Annotated in this window: 18 protein-coding genes, 2 pseudogenes and 1 riboswitch; of the genes and pseudogenes, 4 read left to right on the top strand and 16 right to left on the bottom strand. The window is 67.2% G+C overall.

Translation table 11 applies throughout. From position 1 onward, the window contains the following. The coding region (locus ACVMLK_RS14990; protein WP_457486830.1) for a transposase at positions 1-292 on the bottom strand (292 nt) is incomplete at its 3' end. Between the two features lie 79 nt (positions 293-371). Here ACVMLK_RS14990 and ACVMLK_RS14985 point away from each other — a divergent pair. Next, positions 372-746, top strand: coding sequence for a response regulator (locus ACVMLK_RS14985; protein ID WP_457486829.1), 375 nt, complete (start codon positions 372-374; stop codon positions 744-746). A gap of 593 nt (positions 747-1,339) precedes the next feature. Here ACVMLK_RS14985 and ACVMLK_RS14980 read toward each other — a convergent pair. From ACVMLK_RS14980 to nikA, 8 genes are all read right to left on the bottom strand, one after another. Then, positions 1,340-2,623: a PepSY-associated TM helix domain-containing protein gene (locus ACVMLK_RS14980; RefSeq protein WP_457486828.1), complete on the bottom strand. Its 1,284-nt coding sequence runs from the start codon at positions 2,621-2,623 to the stop codon at positions 1,340-1,342. 153 nt (positions 2,624-2,776) lie between these two features. Beyond that, positions 2,777-3,145 carry a DUF2946 family protein gene (locus ACVMLK_RS14975; protein ID WP_457486827.1) on the bottom strand — a complete coding sequence of 123 codons (369 nt, stop codon included), beginning with the start codon at positions 3,143-3,145 and terminating at the stop codon, positions 2,777-2,779. A gap of 113 nt (positions 3,146-3,258) precedes the next feature. Beyond that, positions 3,259-4,056, bottom strand: coding sequence for a phosphodiesterase (locus ACVMLK_RS14970; RefSeq protein WP_198365606.1), 798 nt, complete (start codon positions 4,054-4,056; stop codon positions 3,259-3,261). Between the two features lie 55 nt (positions 4,057-4,111). Further along, complete coding sequence (locus ACVMLK_RS14965; RefSeq protein WP_457486826.1) at positions 4,112-4,933, bottom strand: ABC transporter ATP-binding protein; 822 nt, start codon at positions 4,931-4,933, stop codon at positions 4,112-4,114. Further along, positions 4,930-5,691, bottom strand: a complete 762-nt coding sequence (locus ACVMLK_RS14960) for an ATP-binding cassette domain-containing protein (protein WP_457486825.1) — start codon at positions 5,689-5,691, stop codon at positions 4,930-4,932. Before ACVMLK_RS14960 ends, ACVMLK_RS14965 begins: the two co-directional genes overlap by 4 nt. Further along, positions 5,688-6,503 carry a nickel ABC transporter permease subunit NikC gene (nikC, locus tag ACVMLK_RS14955; RefSeq protein ID WP_457486824.1) on the bottom strand — a complete coding sequence of 272 codons (816 nt, stop codon included), beginning with the start codon at positions 6,501-6,503 and terminating at the stop codon, positions 5,688-5,690. Before nikC ends, ACVMLK_RS14960 begins: the two co-directional genes overlap by 4 nt. Then, on the bottom strand, positions 6,500-7,438 hold the full coding sequence (gene nikB, locus ACVMLK_RS14950) for a nickel ABC transporter permease subunit NikB (protein WP_457486823.1): 939 nt from the start codon (positions 7,436-7,438) through the stop codon (positions 6,500-6,502). The genes nikC and nikB overlap by 4 nt, the downstream gene beginning before the upstream one ends. A 2-nt stretch (positions 7,439-7,440) precedes the next feature. After that, a complete protein-coding gene (gene nikA, locus ACVMLK_RS14945; RefSeq protein WP_457486822.1) occupies positions 7,441-9,006 on the bottom strand; it encodes a nickel ABC transporter substrate-binding protein in 1,566 nt (521 codons plus the stop codon). Between the two features lie 78 nt (positions 9,007-9,084). Here nikA and nikR point away from each other — a divergent pair, with 78 nt between their 5' ends. Continuing rightward, on the top strand, positions 9,085-9,510 hold the full coding sequence (gene nikR, locus ACVMLK_RS14940; protein WP_198365612.1) for a nickel-responsive transcriptional regulator NikR: 426 nt from the start codon (positions 9,085-9,087) through the stop codon (positions 9,508-9,510). Positions 9,511-9,598: 88 nt separating this feature from the next. On the opposite strand, the pseudogene zigA reads toward nikR, so the two are convergent. Both zigA and ACVMLK_RS14930 read right to left on the bottom strand, forming a co-directional pair. Then, positions 9,599-10,814, bottom strand: a pseudogene (gene zigA, locus ACVMLK_RS14935) (zinc metallochaperone GTPase ZigA). Positions 10,815-10,819: 5 nt separating this feature from the next. Further along, positions 10,820-11,320 carry a DUF1826 domain-containing protein gene (locus ACVMLK_RS14930; protein WP_457486821.1) on the bottom strand — a complete coding sequence of 167 codons (501 nt, stop codon included), beginning with the start codon at positions 11,318-11,320 and terminating at the stop codon, positions 10,820-10,822. Between the two features lie 286 nt (positions 11,321-11,606). Beyond that, a riboswitch (cobalamin riboswitch) is annotated at positions 11,607-11,823 on the top strand. A gap of 38 nt (positions 11,824-11,861) precedes the next feature. Here ACVMLK_RS14930 and ACVMLK_RS14925 point away from each other — a divergent pair. Beyond that, positions 11,862-12,050: a CbtB domain-containing protein gene (locus tag ACVMLK_RS14925; protein ID WP_198365614.1), complete on the top strand. Its 189-nt coding sequence runs from the start codon at positions 11,862-11,864 to the stop codon at positions 12,048-12,050. Between the two features lie 8 nt (positions 12,051-12,058). Then, positions 12,059-12,766, top strand: coding sequence for a CbtA family protein (locus ACVMLK_RS14920; protein WP_457486820.1), 708 nt, complete (start codon positions 12,059-12,061; stop codon positions 12,764-12,766). 50 nt (positions 12,767-12,816) lie between these two features. On the opposite strand, the gene ACVMLK_RS14915 is transcribed toward ACVMLK_RS14920, so the two are convergent. The 5 genes and pseudogenes from ACVMLK_RS14915 to ACVMLK_RS14895 all read right to left on the bottom strand — a co-directional run. Then, the gene (locus ACVMLK_RS14915; protein WP_457486819.1) at positions 12,817-13,593 is read right to left on the bottom strand and encodes a class I SAM-dependent methyltransferase; all 777 of its coding nucleotides are present in this window, start codon (positions 13,591-13,593) and stop codon (positions 12,817-12,819) included. A 292-nt stretch (positions 13,594-13,885) separates the two neighbouring features. Further along, positions 13,886-14,914, bottom strand: a complete 1,029-nt coding sequence (locus ACVMLK_RS14910) for a methionine synthase (protein WP_457486818.1) — start codon at positions 14,912-14,914, stop codon at positions 13,886-13,888. Positions 14,915-14,944: 30 nt separating this feature from the next. Continuing rightward, complete coding sequence (locus ACVMLK_RS14905) at positions 14,945-15,910, bottom strand: DUF1852 domain-containing protein (protein ID WP_457486817.1); 966 nt, start codon at positions 15,908-15,910, stop codon at positions 14,945-14,947. A gap of 308 nt (positions 15,911-16,218) precedes the next feature. Beyond that, entirely contained in the window at positions 16,219-17,091 is an 873-nt protein-coding gene (locus ACVMLK_RS14900) for a LysR family transcriptional regulator (protein WP_457486816.1), read from the bottom strand. 354 nt (positions 17,092-17,445) lie between these two features. Further along, positions 17,446-17,857 (bottom strand): annotated as a pseudogene (locus ACVMLK_RS14895) (IS3 family transposase); the annotation flags it as partial.

The raw sequence follows: 17,857 nt of genomic DNA, 5'->3' as shown, positions 1-17,857 counted from the left end.
TTCTCCCCGCGGCGAGCCGTAGCACCGTGCGCAGATCCTCGGCCAGCGCCTCGAAGCAACCTGCCGCCAACCAGCGCTGGGCCTGCTGGTACACCGCGGCCCAGGGCGGCAGGTCGTTCGGCATCCAGCGCCAGGGCGCGCCGGTTTTCACCACATAGCGCAGGCCGTTGAACACCTCGCGCAAGCTGTGCTCACGCTGTTGGGCCTCCTCGGACAGCAATGTCAGGTAGGGCGCCACCAACGCCCATTCGTCGTCGGAAACGTCAGAGGGGTAGGGCTGGCGGGCACTCATGCCGCGCAGCCTGATCGTTACCCAGCCGCAGGTCCATAACAGACTCTAGCTCAACAATATTCATTGGAAGGGCTGCCAAGTGGCTCGTTTGCCGCTGGTTGAAGATGAGTCTTTGGTGCGTATGGTCGCCAAGGAGATGTTCCAGGCGGACGGCTTTGAGGTCGTGGGAGCGGAGAGCGGTGATGACGCCATACGGCTGCTCGATGGGATGGATCACGTTGACATCGTTGTGACCGATGTGCGCATGCCCGGTTGCCACGATGGTGTCGATGTCGTGCAGCACGCCCGATCCCGCTTCCCAGAGATTCCAGTCATCGTTGTCTCAGGATATGCGGCCAACATCCGGGAGCGCCTGAAGCAGTTCGGCTCCGGCGCAGTTCTGATGGAGAAGCCCTACAGGCTGAACCGCTTGGCGGCGCTCGCGCAGATCCTAACCGGCATCCGGAGCCGGTAGTCGGCAATCAACACTTCACCGACTTGGTTATGGTCCGGCAATCAGGGACACGCGCCAGGATTCAGCAGCGGGGACGTAGCCACTACACCATCGCAGCCGCGGTCGGGACCGCCGCTATAAGCAAGCCAGTGACGCGCTAAGTGCGGCGGGAAACTAAGAAAGCCATGGGAACAGAATGATCATGTGCCGTCGAGACGGCGGCGATGTCTTTGGATCAGGCTGCGAGTGGTGCTCTGGGTTGCGGTGGCGGGCCGCGCGGTAGTTCAGGCGGCCGAGCTGGGCGAAGAGCTGCGCACCCGCGACAAATAGGACGTACGGCGTCGCACGACCGACGACACAGGCAAGGCTTCGGCGCCGCCCTCCCACTGCACCAGCAGCAGGACAGCCAGGACGCGCAGCAGTTGCCTGCCCCGGTCGGGTATGACCGCGGATGCTTACGGGAAGGGTCGCCCACGGTCATCGATCGCCGCCGTGCGCCATTGAACCGCGGCCTACTCGGCCGGAACCGGCCACCACGACGGCTTGGCCAGGTGCTAACGAACGACGTCGACGAGCAGGAAGGCCAGCAGGCTGAGCCCGGCCATGGGCAGGGCTCAGCCGAGACCCGCCGCCACCAGCAGGACCACGGCCCGTACCGGGAGCGACAGGCGCAGCCAGCCTAGCACCAGCGTCCGCGGCAGGGTGCCCGGCGCTGGACGGTTCTGCCACCACACGCGGTAGCCGTAGAGGGTGGCCCCGACCAGGCCGAGGCCCACCGCCGCCATCAGGATCTGGTTCAGCGCGCCGAACAGGATGCCCATGTGCATGTCGATGCCCCAGCGGATCAGCTTGGCGATCAGCGGGAAGGTTGCGAAGTCGGCGCGGCTGGTGACCTGCATCGAGGCCGGGTCGATGGCGACCGTGTCCACCTGGGTCGGCCAAGAACGGTCGTGTTCCCGCACCAGCCACGCCCTGTCCGGCCGGGGCAGCCGGATCTCCACCATGGGAGAGTCGATCCCCGCCGCCCGCGCCGCCGCCAGCACCTCGTCCAAACGGGCCGCCGCATCCGGCGGTGCCGCCATGTCCATGCCTTCGTGGTGCGCGTGCTCGGTGTGCTCGCCCATCGGTACCTCGGCGCCGGGCGTGAGCGCCAGGGACACCGAGGGGGTCACCCAGCCCAGGGCGCCGCGCAGGCTGTCAATCCGCCCACCGGCCCATTGCGACCAAGTCAGTCCGGTGATGGAGAGGAACAGCAGGCCGAGCGAGACGGAAACGCCGATCAGCCCGTGCAGCCGACGCGTACGCAGCCGGGCATTCTGCGGGTTCTGCCGCGACAGCCGTCCCGTGCGGCGCCAAGCCCAGAGCAGGATGCCGCCGAGCGCCACGATCCAGAGCCAGGATGCCGCCAGCTCGCTGTAGTAGCGGCCGAAATCGCCCAGCATCAGGTTGCGGTGCAGATAGCCCAGCGCGGTGCGGAACCGCAGGATGCCGCTGTTGCCGTAGACCGTCAGGTCGCCCTTCACCGCGAGCGTCACCGGGTCCACGAAGATGGCGTGGCTCTCAGACTCGCCAAGTTGCGGGTCCGAGAACATCACGCGGGTGGTGTATCCTGACCCTGTTGCGGGACGGATGGCGAAAAGGCGAGCGTCCGGTCCGGCAACGGCCTTCGCCGCTTCGGTCTGCGCAACGAGGGTCTGCGCCGGACCGATGGTGTCGGTGGTTAGTGCTTGGCGGTAGAGGACGTCCTCCAGTTGCGGCGTCACGACGTAGAGCACGCCGGTGACGGCGGCCACCAGCAGGAACGGGCCGACAACAAGCCCGACATAGAAGTGCAGCCGGGCGATGAAGGCCTTGAGGTCAGCCGCCGTCGAGGTGGCAGAACGAGTGGTGCTGCTCATCCTGCTTCTCCCGTGACAATGGGAAACGGCGGCGCAGGCGGGACAGCACGGCGGGATGCAAGCGCGTCCGAGCGCGTGTGGAACACGGCAGGCATGAAGACTTTCCTGAAAGCAGCGACGGTTCGGCCCCGAGGGACCAGGATGTCGGACGCTTCAGGTGATGGGCGGTGCGCGGGAGCGGTGGGTGCTGGGTGGCGGGCTGAAGGGCAGTTGCCGCACCGCCTCCACCATGGCCATGGGCGGCGCTGCAACAACACTGGGCTGGGGCAGCTTGGGTGGTGGGATCAGGTCAGTTCCGGCCAGGGGCCCTTGGCACATCAGGCAGCACGCCATGGACATCGGCTGCGATTCGATCGGCTTGCCGTCTGGCCCGATCCGCACCTCATGCATGCCCTCGGGCGAGCAGATGACGGTGAGTTCGCCCGCCGCGGCCATGCTGCCGAGATGCGGAAACGACCAGCCACCCCACTGCATTAGCAGCAGGGCCAGGAAGCGCAGCATCAGGCGGACTGATCGCGGCATGGTCTGTAACGCGTATCAACCCACCGGAACCTTGTCATGTGGTAAGGTTGTCCCAGGGACCATTGATGGCGGAGCTGGCCTGTGTCCCGACTCGGACATCGTTCAGGGTACCCTCAAAAGAAAGGCCACGGCCCTGAGAATGCGCCGATCGGCGAAACGTGGGTGATCAGCCCACGGCCTTCCTTCCACTGGTGTAGCAGCAGCGCTGGAGGCTCAAGGAAGGAGCCAGGTGCGGCGTCGGGCGAAAGGCGCAACGCGATCGCCGTTGTCGTGCTCGGGGCCGTCGCGAGCATCGTTCCCGCGAAACGGCACTGCATCGCTCGATGGATGTGCCCGCAGAGGATGCGCTCCACGTTCGGGTAGCGCGTGATGATGTCGGCGAGGCGTTCGCCGCCTCGGCAGTTGTATTTGTCGATGTAAGGGATGCCGCTCTCGACGGGTGGCTGGTGCATCATCACCAGGGTTGGCCGTGACGGTTCCTCGGCGAGCCTTGCGGCAAGCCAGGCGCATGCCTCGTCGGTCATATCGCCGTGGTGCTCGCCGGGCACGGTGATGTCGAGGCCCAGGATGCGCACCGGCCCGAAGGCGCCCTGCGCGAAGTGCAGCGGTCCCTCGGATGGCAGATACCCTCGGTCGCGAAAGCAGCATCGGAAGCGTTCGCGGTGGTCGTGGTTGCCAGGGATGGCAAGCAGTGGCTTCCGGATGGCGGAGAGGGCCTGACGGGCGGCGGCGTATTCCTCGGCCGTTCCCTCATCGACCAGGTCACCGCTGAGCAGCACGAGGTCCGGAGCCGGATCAAGGGCGTTCAGGTGGCGGACTGCCGCGTCAAACATCGCGTTGGAGTCCACCAGGCCCTGGTAGAGGATCCCAGGCGGCCGCAGGTGAGGATCGGATATCTGGGCGATCAGCATCCTTGCCCCCAGTGTAGGCTGCCGTCTCCGAACCCTCTCAGCCGATACCAAGCTGTCACGAGATGACAGCCGCGGTGGTTGCACGCTGCCGGGACGATCGGGGATTGGGCCAGGCCGGCAGGATCGCCGCCCGCAACGCTGCCATGGCAGGCGGTACCGGCCCGGGGCCGAAGGGATCCGCCACCTCCAGCGACTGACCGTCCTGCATGACGTAGCAGCGGTCGGCGAAGCCTTTCACCAGCCGCAGGTCGTGCGTGACGAACAGATAGGCCATGCCGGTTCGCCGCCGCAGGCTCCGCAGCAACTCCAGCACGCGCGCCTGGGTTTCCAGGTCCAGGCTGTTCACCGCCTCGTCCAGCAGTACCAGGCGCGGCGCGGGCGCCAGGGCGCGGGCGATGCAGAGGCGCTGCAACTGCCCGCCGCTCAGGCGATGCGCCAGCCGGTCCATGGCCGCCGGGTCGAGGCCGACATCCTCCAGCAGCGCGGCCACCCGGTCGCGCAGGGTGGACCGATCCAGCCCCTCGGCATGCAGCGGCTCCGCCACCACCTCGAAGGCCGTCAGGCGCGGGCTGGTGGCGCCGTGCGGGTCCTGGAACACCGCCTGGATGGCGCGGCGGGTGCCGGGCGCCATGCGGCCGCGCCGGTTCAGCAGCGGCGCGCCGTCGAACAGCACCTCGCCCGCCCAGGGCCGCTCCAGCCCCAGCGCCAGGCGGCCCAGCGTGCTCTTGCCCGAGCCGGTCGGGCCCAGCAGCGCGACGCACTCGCCGGGCGCGACGCGCAGGGAGGCCTCCCGCAACACCGGCTTCGCCCCGCGCCGCGAGAACAGCCCGCCCTGGCGGTAGCCGTGGGAGACGGCACGGAGGTCCAGCAGGCTCATGCGTAGAGCGCCAGATGGGCCGCCATCAGGGCCTGGGTGCGCGGATGGGCCGGGTCCTCGAAGAGGCGGTGCACGGGTTGCTGCTCCACGATGCGCCCGGCATCCATCACCACCACCTGGTCCGCCAGCCGGGCGATGACGGAGAAGTCGTGCGTCACCAGCAGCAGCCCCAGGCCGCGCCGCACCACCAGCCGTTCCATCAGGTCCAGCAGCTGCGCCTGCACCACGAGGTCGAGGTCGGTGGTCGGCTCGTCGGCCAGCAGGAAGTCGGGGTCGCGGCAGAGCGCCAGGGCCAGCATCACCCGCTGCAACATGCCGCCGCTGAGTTGCGAAGGGTACAGGCCGGTGACCGAGGCCGGATCGTCGAACCCGACTTCTCGCAGCAGCCCCTGCATGGCGTCGCGCGCCACGGCGCCGCGGACGCCGTCGCAGGCCAGGGTCTCCGCGAAGTGGCGGCCGATCGTCACCAGCGGGTTGAAGCCGCCGCGCGGCGCCTGCTGCACCAGCCCGACGGTCCGGCCGCGCAGCGCCGCGCGGTCGGCCGGCGCGTTGTCCAGCGCCACCATGCCGGAGATCTGCCGCACGCCGGGCGGCAGCAGGTCCAGCATGGCCATGGTCGTCAGGCTCTTGCCGCTGCCGCTGGTGCCGACCAGCCCCAGCACGCGGCCGCGCCGCAGCGTGAAGGACACGCCCCGCACCAGCAGGCGCCCTTCGGCAGCCAGGTGCAGGCCGCCCACCGACAGGCTGCGCGCGCTCAATGCACGTGGTCCGGCATGGCGGGGTCCAGCCTGTCCCGCACGGCGTCGCCCAGCAGGTTGAAGCCGATGACCGTCAGCAGGATGGCGGCGCCGGGCAGCACCACCAGCATCGGCGCGGTGCGGAAGAAGGGCCGGGCGTCGTTGATCATGATGCCCCATTCGGCGGCGGGTGGCGCCAGCCCCAGGCCGAGGAAGGACAGGCCCGCCACATGCAGCATCCAGTGCCCGAGGTCGAGGCTGGCCAGCACCGCCAGCGGCCCGGCGAGTGCCGGAAGCAGGTGCCGCCGCATGATCGCCAGGCGCGACAGGCCCGCCACTTGCGCCGCGGTGACGTAATCCCTGCCGCGCAGCGACAGCGTGATGCCGCGCACCAGCCGCGCGTACCAGGCCCAGTGCGACAGCGCGATGGCCACCACCACATTGGTCAGCCCGGTGCCCAGCGCGCCGATCATGAACAGCGCCAGCACCAGTGTGGGCACGGTCATGAAGGCGTCGCAGATGCGCATCAGCACGGCGTCCACCGCGCCGCCCAGCAGCCCCGCGACCATGCCGACCGTGCAGCCCAGTGTCAGCACCAGCAGCAGGATGGCCGCCACGGCGGCGAAGGAGGCGCGCGCGCCCCAGAGCAGCCGCGACAGAAGGTCGCGCCCCAGATGATCGGTGCCCAGCCAGTGCTCGGCGGAAGGCGGCCGCAGGCGCTGCGACAGGTCGGTCATCGCGGGGTCGTGGGGCGCGATCCAGGGCGCCAGGAGGGCGGCGCCCAGCATCAACGCCACCAGCGCTATAGCCAGGGGGACAAAGACCCGCTTCATGCCGCACGCTCCAGCCGGATGCGCGGGTCCAGCCAGGCATAGGCCAGGTCCACCAGCAGGTTGCACAGCACGAACACCGTGGTCATCACCACCACGAAGCCTTGCAGCACCGGGTAGTCGCGGTTGGAGATGGCCAGCAAGGCCCAGCGGCCCAGGCCCGGCCAACCGAATACGCTCTCCACCACCATGGCCCCGCCCATCAGCTCGCCCAGATGCAGGCCGATCGCGGTTAATGGCGGCACCATGGCGTTGAGCACGATGTGACGACCCAGCAGGGTGCGGGCTGGCAGGCCACGGGCGCGGGCGAAGCGCAGGTGAGGCTCCCCCAGCACGCCCAGCACCGAGGCGCGCACCAGCCGCAGCATGACGCTGGCCGACATGGCCGCCGTGGCCAGCGCGGGAAGGATGATGCTGGAAGGGCCGTCCCGGCCGACGGCAGGCAGCCAGCCCAGTGTCACGGCGAAGAGCAGCACCAGCAGGAAGCCCAGCCAGAAGTTCGGCACCGACACGCCGAGGAAGGTGATGGCCCGTGTCAGGTGGTCCGGCCAGCGGTCGCGGTTCATCGCCGCCCAGATGCCCAGCGGCACCCCGGCCAGGATGGTGACCAGCATGGCCGTGCCCGCCAGTTGCAGGGTTGCCGGAAGGTAGTGGGCGATCTCCTCCGTCACCGGCCGCCCGGTGAACCAGGAGGTGCCGAGATCCCCGCGCAGCGCGTCGCCCAGCCAGTGGAGGAACTGCAGCGGCACTGGACGGTCCAGGCCGAGTTCCTGCCGCGCCAGGGCGAGCGCCGCATCGGTGGGCGGGATCTGCGCCAGCCGCAGGTAGTCCAGCGCCGGGTCGCCACGGCCCAGCCGCAGCATGGCGAAGAAGCCGAAGGAGACGATCAGCAGCAGCGGCAGCAGCGTGGCCAGCCGCCGCAGGGCGAAGCCGAGCACGCTCAGCCCCGGCCGATGCGGTCGAAGGGGATGTCCGTGCGCATGTCGCCGAACGGCACCCGGCCGAGCGCGGGGTGGTGGACGACCTTGTTGGTGAAGAAGGAGACCGGGAAGTAGACGGCCTGCTCGTGCAGCGTGGTCAGCAGCCAGCGGTACTCCTCCGCGCGCCGGGCCTCCTCGGTGATGGACAGGACGGCGCCGATGCGGCGGTCGATCTCGGACTTCATCGGCAGGCCGCGCTGCGCCTGGTAATCGGCGTGCGACGGCGCGCGCATGGAGCTCATGAAGGCATGCGGGTCGTAGGGGGCGCCCCAGCTGTCGTCGAAGATCATGCCGAACTCGCCGGAGCGCTGGCGGCCGTAATAGGTGCTGGCGTCCTCGCCCACCAACCGGACGGCGATGCCGATGCGGGTCAGGTCGCCCTGCACCGCCTCGCCGATGGCCTTTTGCAAGGCGTCCGCGCCGATGAAGCAGAGGTCGAGCGTCAGTTCGCGGCCATCCTTGCTCCTGACGCGCCCACCGGCGGGCAGGCGCCAGCCCGCGGCGTCCAACCGGGCCGTCGCCGCCGCGCGGTCGAAGGCAGGCGCGCGCAGGCCAAGATCGGCATAAGGGAAGTTCCTGGCGAAGAGGGTCTCGGCGGCGGGCTCGGTGTCCAGCAGGATGTGGCGCACCAGCGCCGCGCGGTCGATGCCCTGGGCGATCGCCTGCCGGACGGCCAGGTCATCCGTCGGGAAACGCGCCGAGTTCAGCGCCAGCATCCGCGTGCCGATCGGCGGCGAGATGGCGGTGGTGAAGCGGGGGTCGGCGGCGAAACGGCGGAAGGTGTCGGCGTCGAGCTGGTCGGTGCCATAGGTCAGGTCGATCTCGCCGCTCTCCAGTGCCAATGCCCGGGCGTTGCTGTCGCCCAGCACGCGCACCAGCACCTCTTCCAGCACCGGCTTCTCGCCCCAGTACTGCTCGTTGCGGCGGAACCGGTCGTGCTGCCCGCGCGCGGTCTCGGCCAGCACCCAGGGACCGGTGCCCACCGGCGCGGCGATGCTGCCATCCGGTCGCAGCGCCGCCGGAGAGACAAAGCGCAGGGGGCGCGGGAGGGCGAGCTCCAGCAAGGCAGGGTAGTAAGGCCCCTTCAACCGCAGGCGGACCGTGCCCGGATCGATGGCTTCGGCCCCCTCGATCTGGTTCACCAGCTCCAGCCAGGCATGGCGCGCCCGGTTGCCCAGCACCGCGTTGACATTGGCCACGACGGCGGCGGCATCGAAGGGGGTGCCGTCCGTGAAGCGGACATCAGGCCTTAGGGTGAAGCGCCAGGCGCGGCCGTCTTCCTCCATTTCCCAGGCCGTGGCCAATGCCGGGAGGATCTTGCCGCCCTCGACGTAACGCACCAGGGGCTCGTAGAGCATGGACTGGGCGTACATCTGGTTGGGCGAGTAGAGGTGCGGGTGCAGCGGCCCGGCATTGGTGGGCCAGGAGAAGGTCAGCCTGCGCCGCACGTTCTGGCCGAATGCAGGGGGCAGGGCCGCCAGCGCCGCGAACCCGGACATGGCGTGCAGCATCGAGCGGCGCAGCATGGTAATTCTCGTCCTCGCAGAGAGCGCGGTATGCTAATTTCCAGGAATTCGCATATCAACCCCAGCCCGAGAGGCGGCATGCAGCGCATCACCATCACCCTCGACGACGACCTGCTGCGGGAGGTTGATGGCCTGGGTTACGACAACCGCTCGGAAGCGATACGCGACCTCGTTCGCGCGGGTCTCCAGCAGGCGGCGGAGACACGGCAGGCGGCGGGTCCCTCTGTCGGCGCGCTGGCCTATGTCTACGACCACCATCGCCGCGACCTTCCGGAGCGCCTGACGAACTCCTTCCACGACCACCATGACCTTTCGGTGGCCACCCTGCATGTCCACCTGGACCACCACGCCTGCCTGGAGGTGGCGGTGCTGAAGGGCGACGCGGCCCTGGTCCGGCGCTTCGCCGATGCCGTCAGCGCGGAGCGCGGGGTGCAGCATGGCAAGCTGCTGCTGCTCTCCCCCGCTGAGGTCAAGGCATCCACCAAGCGGCAGGCGGCCGAATGAACGTGCTCACGGGCAAGCGCCCGGCCGACCTCAAGGCAATGGGATGTGACCCGACGACCCTGATGACGCCGGACGCGGAACCGTAGCCTTAGGCTTGGCGCCACTCAGGGAACGGGTCCGGTAGCCTTGCCCAAGCCTTCGGCCCGCCCCGCATCTCGACATCTGTCAGTAGGCAGGCATCCAATGCATGGCGCAGCGCAGCCTCGTTCATCTCGACGCCGATGAAGACGATCTCCTGCCGCCGGTCGCCATGAGGCTCTACCCAATTGCGCAGCACGCCCTCACGCCATTCCGGGTCGGTCGGCCAGCGGCTCTCAGGCACGGCAGCGAACCAGAAGCCTGCGGCCTCATGCCGCCCTACCGCCCCGGCCAGTTGCCATGATCCCGCCCAGGCCATACGGCTGGCCAGCCAGAAGAAGCCCTTGGCGCGCACCACCCCGGGCATCTCGGATTGCAGGAAGCGATGGAAGCGCGCCGGATGCAGCGCCGCCGCGCGCGCCGGACGAAGCTGCGGATGCCGAACTCCTCCGACTCCGGCGGGTGGTGGCCCGCCAGCGCCTGGCTCCACCCCGCCGCCTGCTGGGCGCGGGCGAAGTCGAAACGGCCGGTCTCCAACACCGCCGCCAGCGGCACTTGGCCCAGCGTGGCCGGGATGAAGGCCGCTTGCGGGTTGAAGGTGGCCAGGATGCTGGAGAGGCGCTGCAACTCCTCCGCGCTCACCAGGTCCGCCTTGTTCACCACGATGACGTCGGCGAACTCCACCTGCTCCACCAGCAGGTCCACCAGCAGCCGGGTGTCGCCTTCGCCCGCTGTCTCGCCGCGCGTGGCCAGGGTATCGGCGGAGCCGTAGTCACGCAGGAAGGCCTGGGCATCCACCACCGTCACCATGGTGTCGAGGCGGGCGATATCGTCAAGCGACTGCCCGTTCTCGTCGCGGAAGTCGAAGGTGGCGGCCACCGGCATGGGCTCGCTGATGCCCGTGCTCTCGATCAGAAGCGCGTCGAAGCGGCCTTCCTCGGCCAGGCGCCGCACCTCCTGCATCAGGTCGTCCCGCAGGGTGCAGCAGATGCAGCCATTCGACATCTCCACCAGCTTCTCCTCGGTACGCGATAGGCCGCCGCCCTGCTCGACCAGGGCAGCGTCGATGTTCACCTCCGACATGTCGTTGACGATGACAGCGACACGCCGTCCTTCGCGGTTCGCCGGGACTTGGTTCAGCAAGGTGGCCTTCCCGGCGCCGAGGAAGCGGACAGCACGGTGACAGGCAGCCGAGGGTCGGTCGGGGATTGCGCTTGGCTCGCCATGGCGGTCAGTCCTCTTCGGCCGGGTCGATGCAGAGCAGCAGGCGCGGGTGCAAGGCGCGGCCGGTCGCATCACGTGGCATGGGTGGGGATCGGTGGATGTAGCCGTGGCCAGGCATCCCGGCCTCGCCGCGCAGGATGGCGGCGGCACCGATGGGCAGATGCTGAATGCTGGCGCGGTCGGGCAGGACGTCCCCGTCGCGCAAGCGCCGGGCTTCCGCCGCCCCGCCCGCCCGCGCCAGCCATTCGGTCCCATCGCCGCAATAGGTGCAGAGAAGGCGCAGGCGCACCGCATCGGCATGGAACAGCGCGCAGCTATCGTCCGAAACGGCTTCCAAGCGCAGGCGGACCTGCTGACTGTCCGACACCTCGGCGAACAAGTTGGCGAGGAACAGCATGTCGGCCAGCAGCGCCGGGTGCAGCGGAGGCTCAAAACCCGCGAGCGCCTGCATCACCGCGATATCTGGCTCACCTATCCCGGAACACACGAACGGCGCCTGCTGGGCCAAGCGCTGCGCATCCCGCAGAAGCGGCCTGGGCAGGTTGCGCCCTCAGACCGCGAGCGACACGGTGGGAGCGAGAATGCTGGCGAGGATGATCGGTTCGGCAGCGGCCAGCATGCGCGGCGCCTGCGGATCAGCCGACGTCAAGGCTTCTGATACCAAGGTCATTTAGTAGTTATGTTATAACATATCATTTTTTGCAAGACGGCATGGTGCTGCGGACTGGCGTAACTTCTTGAGTGGGCTGCCGGACAAGGGCTGTCAGAACTTGTACCTGCCAAGCGCCACACGATAGCCTAGGCGCCGCACCGGTCCCGCGCGAGCGGGTGAAAAGGGAACGTCGTGCGGCTCCGATCGGAGTTCAGTCGGCGGCTGCCCCCGCAACTGTTGGCGGATCACCGATGCGCCGTCTGCCCGTTGGGCAGGCCACTGGCACCCCGGTGCCGGGAAGGCAGGCGCATCGGTCAGGATTCGCGAGCCAGGAGACCTGCCGGGGCGTGGTCAACCTTCTGGACCGGCGCGGGGCGCGTCGGCGGAGCGCCTCCTCATGCAGATCCCAGCCACATCGGCTTCCATCCATCAGGCCGCGGCCAGCAGCACTGGCCGCGTGCTGGCCAGCGTCCTCGCCCTGGCCTTCGGCACCCTGCTGCTCTGGGGCGTCGGCTTCGCGCACAACGACCTGCTGCACAACGCCGCGCATGACACCCGCCACTCCAACGGCTTCCCCTGCCACTGAGCCGGACCATGATGGACCATCTCAGGCGGCTTCTGGTCGTGGCGCTGTTCGCGGGCATCCTGGCGGGCGCCGTGGCCAGCCTCGGGCACCAGTGGAACACGGTGCCCACCATCCTCGTGGCCGAGACCTACGAGCACCAGGACAGCGCCGCGCCGGGGCACGCCGACCACGCTGCCGAGGCGCACGAGCATGGCGCCGAAGCCTGGGCGCCGGAGGACGGGCTGGAGCGGACGCTCTATACCGTGCTGGCCGACATGCTGACCGGCATCGCCTACGCGCTGCTGCTGGGGGCGGCCATGTCCCTGCGCGGCGCCGTGGCGGACTGGCGGCAGGGCCTGCTCTGGGGGCTGGCGGGCTTCGCGGTCTTCACCCTGGCCCCGTCAATCGGCCTGCCACCCAAGCTCCCCGGCACGCCGGTGGCAGAACTCGCCGACCGTCAGGTCTGGTGGGTGGCGACGGCGCTGCTGACGGCGGGCGGCCTGGCGCTGATCGCCTTCACCCGGCGGCTGCCCTGGGCCGTGCTGGCCGTCATCGTCATCGCTCTCCCGCACCTCTGGGGCGCCCCGGCGGCGCCTGCCGAGGCATCGGCCGTGCCGGACGCCTTAACCCAGCGCTTCATCGCGGGGGTGACCGCAGTGAGCCTGCTGTTCTGGGCCACGCTGGGACTGGCGACCGGCTGGCTCCAGGCGCGCCTGAGCCGCGCCTCGCACGGCTGACGTCCCTACCGGCCTGATGCAGCAAGAACCTGCGTCAGGCCAACCAACCTTCAGTTCCCACCCGGCTTGCCACAGGACAGCACGAAGCTGTTCCAGATGCCAATGCGCAGCTTCTGCCGCAGCGGCGCACCCCGGCGCTGCGCCGCGTGCGGGCCGCGCGGGCGCTCCAGCCGGAAGTCGGTGAAGCCCGCCTCCTCCAGCATGGCCCGCAGCGGCTCCGGCCGCAGGCCCTGGCGAAAGAACACCTGCCGCTGGATGGCCTCGTGTGCGGCGTAGTCCACCGCCGGGCCGACGACGCCCTGGCGCTGGTTCAGCCAGTCGGACAGCCGCAGACGGAGCCGCCCGATGCGGGACAGGCGCACGTAGTCGCCGTCGGCGATGACCACCCGCCCGCCCGGTCGCAGCACCCGGAACCAGTCGCGAAAGGCCGCCGCCGGGTCCACCAGCGTCCAGACCAGGTGACGGCTGACCACGGCGTCGTAGCGGCCGTCCGGCTCGCGCGTGTCCTCGGCATCGCCCAGGAACAGGCGCAGGTCCTTGGTGCCCGCATGCTTGGCCCGGGCGCGCAGCAGCATGGCCTCGGTCAGGTCCAGCCCCGTCACCTCGCACCCCATGCCCAGCAGCACGCGGGTGACCTCGCCGGTGCCGAAGGCCAGTTCCAGCACGCGATGTGCTTCGGCACCCATGTGGCGGCGGAGCAGCGCCGCCCAGGCGTCGCGCTCCTCCAGGCTCTTCATGCCGTGGCCGGGCGACAGGTCGAAGGTCTCGGCGCGCCGGGTCCAGTATTCCCGGATCTCGTCCTTCAAGGCGTAGTTGGCACCGTGCATGCCATGGGGTTCCCTGGTGCGAGGCACCTGTCTATGCGACCTGCGGCCGGACGCCCAGGATGGAGGCGATGACATCGGTCAGTTCCGGGCGGTCCGGCGTCTCCTCCAACGACATCGTCTCCGTGCACGGTCTCGGATCGCGCAATGCCGATCTCCGCGGCCGCTGGCGGAAGCGGTTCGAGGTGTCCCGCCGATCCGTATCGGTGAGAATCTCCTCGGAACACCGAGGGAGCGATCCTCTTTAACCGGATCTGCGGTTCAGCGACTCACCCCGCCCACCATGGACCAGTGTTCAGGCCGCGAGTTCCCGCCTGATGATGTCCGCACCTGCGCTGAGTGCCTGGAGCTTGCCTCGGGCAACGCGGCGCGAGAGCGGCGCCATGCCGCAGTTGGTGCAGGGACAGAGCTTGTCCGCGTCCACGAACTGGAGCGCCTTGCGCAGGGTCGCGGCCACTTCCTCCGGGGTCTCGATGGTGTCGGTCGCCACGTCGATGGCCCCGACCATCACCTTCTTGCCGCGTACGAGCTCCAGAAGTTCCATCGGAACATGCGAGTTGTGGCACTCCAGGGAAATCAGATCGATATTGGACGCCTGGAGCTTTGGGAAGGTGGCTTCATACTGGCGCCACTCCGAGCCCAGGGTCTTCTTCCAATCCGTGTTGGCCTTGATGCCATAGCCATAGCAGATATGGACCGCCGTCTCGCACTTCAGGCCCTCGATCGCCCTTTCCAGGGTCGCGATGCCCCAATCATTCACCTCATCGAAGAACACATTGAAGGCTGGCTCGTCGAACTGGATGATATCGACCCCGGCGGCTTCGAGCTCGCGGGCTTCCTGATTGAGGATCGTCGCGAACTCCCAGGCGAGCTTCTCGCGGCTTCGGTAGTGGGCATCGAAGAGCGTATCGATCATCGTCATCGGTCCGGGCAGAGCCCATTTGATGCGCCCCTTGGTCTGCTGCCGCAAAAATTTGGCGTCCTCGACGAAAACAGGCTTCTCGCGGGACACGGCACCAACGACGGTCGGCACGCTGGCGTCATAGCGATCGCGGATCCTCACGGTCTCGCGCTTCTGGAAATCGACGCCGTTGAGGTGCTCGATGAAGGTCGTGACGAAATGCTGGCGGGTTTGTTCGCCGTCGCTGACGATATCGATGCCCGCGCGCTCCTGCTCGGCCAGAGCCAACTGGAGAGCGTCCCGTTTTCCAGCCATCAGCTCCTCGCCTTCAAGCTTCCAGGGCGACCAGAGCTTCTCGGGCTCTGCGAGCCAGGAGGGCTTGGGGAGACTGCCAGCAGTGGATGTGGGCAAAAGCTTTGTCATGAGAAGCGGCCTCGTCAGGTGTGGCATCACTCAAGCTGCGTATCGGGCGGACCATTCATCCAGAACGGCGCGATACGGCTTGATGAAGTGATCTTCCGTGAACTTGCCTTGTTCGACAGCCAGTTGGCTGCGCTCGTCCCGGTCATAGACGATCCGTGTCAGGGAATGATCCTGGTGTTGCAGGCTGGGCCGATAGCACGCGCCCGCGGCGGAATTGGCGTTGTAGATCTCCGGCCGGTAGATCTTCTGGAATGTCTCCATCGTGCTGATGGTGCCGATCAGCTCGAGATTGGTGTAGTCATCCAGCAGATCACCGAAGAAGTAGAATGCCAGCGGTGCCACGCCGTTCGGCGGCATGAAGTACCGGACCTGCAAGCCCATCTTCCCGAAATACAGATCGGTCAGGGACGTCTCGTCCGTTTGATATTCAGTCCCCAGAGCGGGATGTTGATTTGTCGTCCGCCGATAGGTCTTGTTGTGCGAGACGCTGAGGCAGATCACCGGCATCTTCCGGAAATGCTCTTTGTAGGTGTCGGAGTACACGAAACTCTTGAAGAGCTTCCCGTGCAGGTCACCGAAATCGTCCGGGATGCTGATCCCCGCACGGCCTTTGTTATGCTCGGGAAGGCGGACGCTGAAATCGTAGTCCCGTACATAGGACGAGAAGTTGTTCCCAACGATTCCGTCAATCTGCGCACCGGTCTTGCGATCGAGGATGGTCGTTTTCAGAACCTCGATGGCCGGAAAGGCGTTGCCATCCTGGCCGATCTCCAGCTCGACGGAGATGATGTCCAGTTCGACGCTGTAGCGATTGCCATCAGGATTGTCCCACTGCGCCAGGCTGTTGCAGCGGTTGTCGATCATCTGCAACGCGTTCCGCAGGTTTTGCTGACGACGATCGCCTCTCGCGAGGTTCGCGAAGTTCGTGGTGATCCGCGTACTCTCGGATGGCTTGTAGTCTTCGTCGAAACGAATGCTCTTGATGGTGAAGGTCAAGTCTCTGGTCATCGTGATGGTCTCCGGACTTCCGAGACAATGCCCGAGGCCGTTTCGCGCTCGTTCAGGTGGTGCCTGAGCTGGCTGTCAAACAAGCTCAGTCATGGGTCTTCCGCGCCGTCAGCTTGGGGCGACACCTGTCGTATGCCCGAGCGCAAACATGAAGAAAAATGGTATTCCTTCATACAAACATGAATCGGTGTCATGTCGGGGCGGTGCTGGCATCGGTGCTGAGCCGCACGATGCCCTCAGCGCGGGCGTCGGCCCGGGACGAGGTGGGCGGCTTCTCTCAGCCCTGCGGCAACACGTTAGATCTGGACGCTCCTGGCCAGATCGATGAAGCCGTCCAGATAGCTGGCAGTCTTGCCGGTGCGGTGGCCGAGATGAATGGACTTCGCGATCCCCTCGCCGATCCGCACGCCCGTCACCCCTTTGACCCCGCGCAGCAGCCAATCGGGGGTCGCGCTGACGGCGCGGCCCGAGGCTACCAGCCGCAACATCAGATCGGTCGTCTCCACCGTGCGGTGACGACGTGGCAGGGCATGGGACGGGACGAGGAACTGCGTATAGATATCCAGTCTCTCACGGGGGACGGGATATGTGATCAGGGTCTCGCTCGCCAGATCCTCGGGTGCGATCCGCTGTTTCTGTGCCAACGGATGGCTGTCGGCCACCGCCAGAACCAGTTCGTAATCGAAGACAGGCTTATACTCGACGCCTGGACGCTCGGTCGGATCCGGGGTGACCAGAATGTCGATCTCGTGGCCCAGAAGTGCGGACATGCCGCCGAACTGGAAGGCCGTGGTCACGTCGAGGTCGACATCAGGCCAGTCCGCCAGAAACGGGTCCACCACCCGCATCAGCCAATCCTGGCAGGGGTGGCACTCCATTCCCACCCGGATCGCGCCACGCCGCCCGCGGGCATAATCCTCCAGGACGACCGCACCGTTTTCGAGCTGTGGAAGAACCCGCATCGCCAGCGCCAGGAGATAGTCCCCCGCCAGCGTCAGCCGCAGCTTGTGTCCCTCGCGCTCCCAAAGTTTGACGCGGTAACGTTCCTCGAAGCGGCGAATCGCATGGCTGACCGCCGACTGTGTCAAATTCAGCCGATCAGCGGCCTGAGTCAGGCTACCGGTCCGGTCGATCTCGCGCAGGATGGCCAGGGGCTGGATATCGATCATAAGACATGAACCGTTGTCATAGACATCCTTCGTAGACTCACTTGGATGTCATACCAACTGTATCCTGTACCTCTCCGGAAAGAGGCTTTGCAGCGATGGCGCCTGGTCGCTTGGTCGAAGAATGATTACCCTCATTGACGACCACCGAACTGCTCATGAGGTCGATGCGATCTGCCGCAAGGACGGAAGCAAAACGGCTACGCCTGGAGTGTGAGTGTTTCCCCAGATGCAGATTGATGCACCCGATGTCCACTTCCAGGATCTCAGCTCGCTGTCTTCGACGTCCGAGAAGGGCGCTGAGGGGAATGTGCGAGGCTGGCCAACTGGCCTGCTGCCGGTTCTGTGGACACGAGGTTAAGATAATTTAACTCGCTCCTCGAACTCGACGGGGCTCAGATAGCCCAGTGTCGAGTGCCTGCGTCGGCGATTGTAGAAGCGCTCGACGTAGTCGAACATCCGCTCTCGCGTCATCCCTCGTCCTGTAGACCTTGCGGGCTGTCCGCTCGGTTTTCAGCGAGGAGAAGAAGCTCTCCATCGCAGCATTGTCCCAGACGTTGCCCGAACGGCTCATTGAGCAGGTGATGCCGTGGTCGGCCATCAGGCGCTGGAACTGCTCGCTGGTATATTGGCTGCCCTGGTCGCTGTGATGCAGCAGGCTGTGCGGCTTGCCTCTGCGCCAGATCGCCATGATGAGGGCATCGGTGACGAGCTGTGCCGTCATTTCCGTCTTCATCGCCCAGCCGACGACGCGCCGGGAGAACAGATC

The organism is Teichococcus aerofrigidensis (assembly GCF_054073225.1).
This window is presented reverse-complemented; position numbering and strand designations above follow the sequence as displayed.